The organism is Sulfitobacter sp., assembly GCF_041552635.1.
Taxonomy (GTDB): domain Bacteria; phylum Pseudomonadota; class Alphaproteobacteria; order Rhodobacterales; family Rhodobacteraceae; genus Sulfitobacter.
The window spans coordinates 1-4,430 of sequence record NZ_JBFEKM010000240.1 but is presented as its reverse complement, the minus strand read 5'-3'; the positions used below and the strand labels follow the sequence as shown (position 1 = coordinate 4,430).

General features: G+C 52.1%; 3 protein-coding genes and 1 pseudogene. 2 read left to right on the top strand and 2 right to left on the bottom strand.

Annotation, left to right across the window (positions count from 1 at the left end):
* A partial coding sequence (locus ABYT07_RS19195) for an aminotransferase class III-fold pyridoxal phosphate-dependent enzyme (protein WP_372993622.1) occupies positions 1-726 on the bottom strand: 726 nt, incomplete at its 3' end.
* Between the two features lie 451 nt (positions 727-1,177).
* Between ABYT07_RS19195 and ABYT07_RS19190 the strand changes: the two genes are divergently transcribed.
* On the top strand, positions 1,178-2,971 hold the full coding sequence (locus ABYT07_RS19190) for a CHASE domain-containing protein (RefSeq protein ID WP_372993623.1): 1,794 nt from the start codon (positions 1,178-1,180) through the stop codon (positions 2,969-2,971).
* A gap of 13 nt (positions 2,972-2,984) precedes the next feature.
* A complete protein-coding gene (locus tag ABYT07_RS19185) occupies positions 2,985-3,404 on the top strand; it encodes a response regulator (RefSeq protein WP_372993621.1) in 420 nt (139 codons plus the stop codon).
* Positions 3,405-3,653: 249 nt separating this feature from the next.
* Here the strand turns inward: ABYT07_RS19185 and ABYT07_RS19180 are convergent.
* Positions 3,654-4,430: pseudogene (locus tag ABYT07_RS19180) on the bottom strand (hypothetical protein); the annotation flags it as partial.

Here is a 4,430-nt window from a genome sequence, read left to right as displayed (position 1 = left end):
CCAGTAACCTGCGGGTGGCGGCACGATGCCACCGGTGCCCAGCACGGGTTCACCGATAAAGGCGGCGATGGTGTCAGCGCCTTCGGCATGGATCATCGCCTCAAGTTCGGCCACGCAATGGGCGACGAATTCGCTTTCGCTTTGATCCAGATTCTTGCGCTGGAAATAAAACGGTGCCTCGGTGTGGATCACCTGCGCGAGGGGCAGGTCGAACTTCTTGTGAAACAGATCCAACCCGGTCAGCGATCCGGTCATCAGGCCAGATCCGTGATATCCACGCCAGCGCGAGATGATCTTTTTCTTTTGCGGGCGGCCAAGGAGGTTGTTGTAATACCAGATCAGCTTGATGTTGGTTTCGTTTGCATCGGACCCTGACATTCCGAAATATACTTTGGACATGTGATCGGGCGCGCGGTCCATCACCATTTTCGCAAGGGTGATCGACGCCTCGGTGCCGTGGCCGACATAGGAATGGTAATAGGCCAACTCTCTCGCCTGCTCGGCGATAGCTTCGGCAATCTCGGGGCGGCCATAGCCCACGTTCACACAATAAAGCCCGGCAAAAGCGTCTAGCATCCGGTTTCCGTCGCGGTCCTCGATATGAACACCCGACGCGGTTTTGATCACCCGTTGCGGGATATTGCCCCGTGCGAATTCAGCAAGATGGGTCGAGGCGTGAAAGAAGTTCTCGCGGTCCCATTGTTCAAGTTTATCATTATGTAGCATGGTTTACCCTTCGGCTTTGGCGGCGCGCCGCCTGATGACATCTGAAAGGAGCCAGTTGCACGCTTTGAGCCGATCTCGGCCCAGGGTGTGAGCAGATTGGCTCCGCTCACCCAAGCAGCAGCGCGCAATGCCTTTATTGCCAAGGTAATGAAGGGGTTTAAGCATGATTGCCCGCTAAAACCAACTGAATTTTTCGGCGTAGTCTTTTGTGAAACAGCAGATGGGCGCATGCCTTTGTGGTTAAGCACACGAACAATGGCATGCTGTCGCCGGTTGACCATGAATCAGACAGCCGAAAATGAACGAGGCAGGGCGCTCGTAATCTAGCGGCACCTCAATGAGCTCTTGATCCGCGTAGATATTAACAAGAGGCGTCTCAGCGCTATTGATGGTTTTTACACATCTACACCTTACACCAACCAAAAGTTTGGAGGTGACCGGAGTGCAAAAGATGACGTCTGACAGGTGGAGCGAAATAAAGATGTTCCACATTATTGTTGTGAGCCTTTCTTTGTTTCTGACTTTGTTTGCCTGGCAGATTTCCAAATCCCAAGCAGAGAAACAGATTGCACTACGTTTCGAAGTCGCGCGTAACAACACAATGGCGTTGATCATGGAAAGGATGTCCAACTATGAGGACGCTCTTTGGGGAGGAGTCGCAGCTGTTGAATCTCATGGTGGGGACATTTCATACGCACAATGGCATAAATATGCGCGTACATTGCACATTGAGCAAAAATACCCTGGCATAAACGGTATCGGGGTAATCCATTTTCAAACCGAGCAAACGCTTGAGCCGTACTTAGCCAAACAGCGGCAGGTGCGACCAGATTTTAATATTTTTCCGGCACATGACCAGTCGGTCTATATGCCAATCACCTATATTGAACCTGAAAGTGCAAATGCTGCTGCGATTGGCCTTGATGTGGCACATGAACTGAACCGGAGGCAGGCGGCACGCGCGAGTGCCGATACGGCGCAAGCCCAGATCACGGCCCCGATTACTCTTGTTCAAGATGCGGGCGCAACACCGGGGTTCCTGTTCTACGCGCCCTTCTACAGCGGATCGGTGCCCGATACCGTTGAAGATCGCCGAAAGCGCGTCTTGGGGGCAGTATACGCGCCGTTTGTTGTTCATAAACTCATGGAAGGTTTGTTGGCCAAAGATCTACGCACTGTCCGGCTTAGCATTCACGACGGAAATACAGAGATCTACAACGAGCATGGGCAAATCGATCAAGGCAACGATCCCAATCCGATGTTTGCAGAACAGGTGACCCTAGAGCTGTACGGTCGAACATGGCTTGTTGACGTGAGGTCCAACCTTGAATTCCGGAGTGACAACTCCTTGAATCAAAGTAGATTCATCCTAATTTCGGGCCTAATAATTGAAGCACTAATCGTTGCTGTTTTTGTGATGATGGCTTCATCAAATAAGCGCGCCGTCAGCTACGCTGACCGCGTAACGGCAGATCTTCGAGCGGAAACGCTACAATTGGATATTGTCAATAAAGAGCTTTGCCTCAAGAATGAAGATATTGAGAAATATGCTTACATCGCGTCCCATGATCTAAAAACTCCCCTCCGAGGCATAAATGGCCTTACAGAGATGATTGAGGAGGATTTGGAGGCCTACTTCAGTTCGCCAGAAGCTAATCCCGAGGTGAAGGAAAACCTTCACTTAATTCGCCAGCGTGTTCAACATATGAGCCAACTGACGCAGGGCATAATGGACTTTGCCCGCATCGACGCTAGCAACCAAGTTCATGATGAATTGGACCTAGATGAAGTGCTGTCTGCGCTGACCTTTGATTGGGGACTGCAAAAGGGGCAACTGCGTCGGGAAGGCGACATTACTTGCGTCGGATTTGATACTGTAAATCTACGCCGTGTGCTTGAGAATTTGATCGGCAATGCCGTGAAATATCACGATGGCGTTCATCCTCTAGACATCATCGTCGCGATACGCGCTGACAATGGCCGCTGCCACATCACCGTGACGGACAATGGACCAGGCATTGACCCACGATTTCACGCTAAGATTTTTGACGTTTTTCAATCTCTTACGTCGAGGGGCGGCAGTGAGAGTACAGGAATTGGCCTATCGATTGTTAAACGGGCAATCGAGCGCAATGACGGGGAAATTAACATCAGGTCACATCTGGGGAGTGGCGCAACATTCTTGTTTGACTGGCCTACCCGCCTCGAGACGGACGAGAGGCAGGACAAACATTGGGCAGCATAAAGTGAGCCGCGAAATGAACATCCTATTGGTCGAAGATAATGATCTCGACGTCGCTATTTTACGGCGCAGCATGAAGAAGTTGGGCATATCCAACTCTTTGATTCGTGCCCGAGACGGATTGGAAGCTTTGGAATTCCTCAAGTCGAATTTAGTAGCACGGGAGTTACAGCACCCTTACGTTATTTTGCTGGACATAAACATGCCGCGAATGAACGGGCATGAGTTCTTAGCAGAGCTTAGAGAAACAGATGCGCTGAAAGCATCTCGTGTCTATGTTTTCACAACATCAGACAGCAAAAAGGACATTAATCTCGCCTATGAGAACAACGTGAATGGCTATATCGTAAAGCCGAATAGCACCTCTGAGCTTACTGATATACTCAAAGCTCTCCAAGAATTCTGGTCTATTTGCGAGGTTCCCGACTTTGCTTAGTGGTATGCACCTACTGAAGCATTGGGAAAATTCCAAAGTTTTTGAGCCATGTCAAGCTGCCACCAACCGTGATCAGGTCGTCCGCCATCTCTGCCACAATCGCCGCTGCGTTAATCCGCGCGACTTGGCCATTGGGGGCAGGAAGTATAATTGCGCCGAAAAAGCCAAGTGTGACCCTTCAAGTACGCATACTTAATCTGAGCAGACATGCGTCTCCTCCTTTTCAGTTTTGATTATGGGGGAAAAGGCCTAGCCCTCGTGAACCTTCAGGATCAGGTCGAACGACGGTTCGCCGTATTCGCCAGCCAGTGGTTCGGTGATTGAGTAGCCGCCAACGCAGTCTTCATGGACTTCCGAGATGCGAAATAGGTGCTCCGGGATGTCGTCCAAGGCGTTGAGGGGATCAAGATTAGCCAGCTTCATGGATCTGAGGGAGTGCAGGTTGTTTGCATAGAGGCCCCATGAATATCTTGCTTTGAACGCAAGCTCCGTGGCCTGCTCCAGGTCGCTCTCTGCGCCGTTCGACACTGATCCGAGAAGGGCGGCTTCTGCGGCGCGGCCCCCCAGGGTGACGGCAATCTGATCACAGACGGTTTTCTTTGTTGCGGCGAAGGGCATCTTTCCATGATATGCTCCGCCGCGGGCCGTGATGCGCACCATGTCGGGCAGGGGGAGGTCAAGACTATGTGCGACGACGGCATGGCCTGCCTCGTGGATGGCGATGCGGTGCAAATCCTCTTTGCGTCCTTCGGGGGCAACATGGTCGACAGCTGCCTTGAGTTGATGGTTGCCGAGCGTCGTGTTGTTATGACGCGCCTGTCCGCGGGCGTCGCGGACGACGGCTGCAACTTGCGCGCCTGACATACCCAGCAGGCGGTCGGCGGCAGGCGCAAGATCGAGATCCAGATCCAGAGCGCTTGCACCCAGCTCGATCTCGCAGATACGTTTGATCCCCGCGCGGTCGGGGTTCTCAAGCGCCGTATGCCGATCAAAACGCCCGGGGCGAATAATTGCAGGATCCACGTT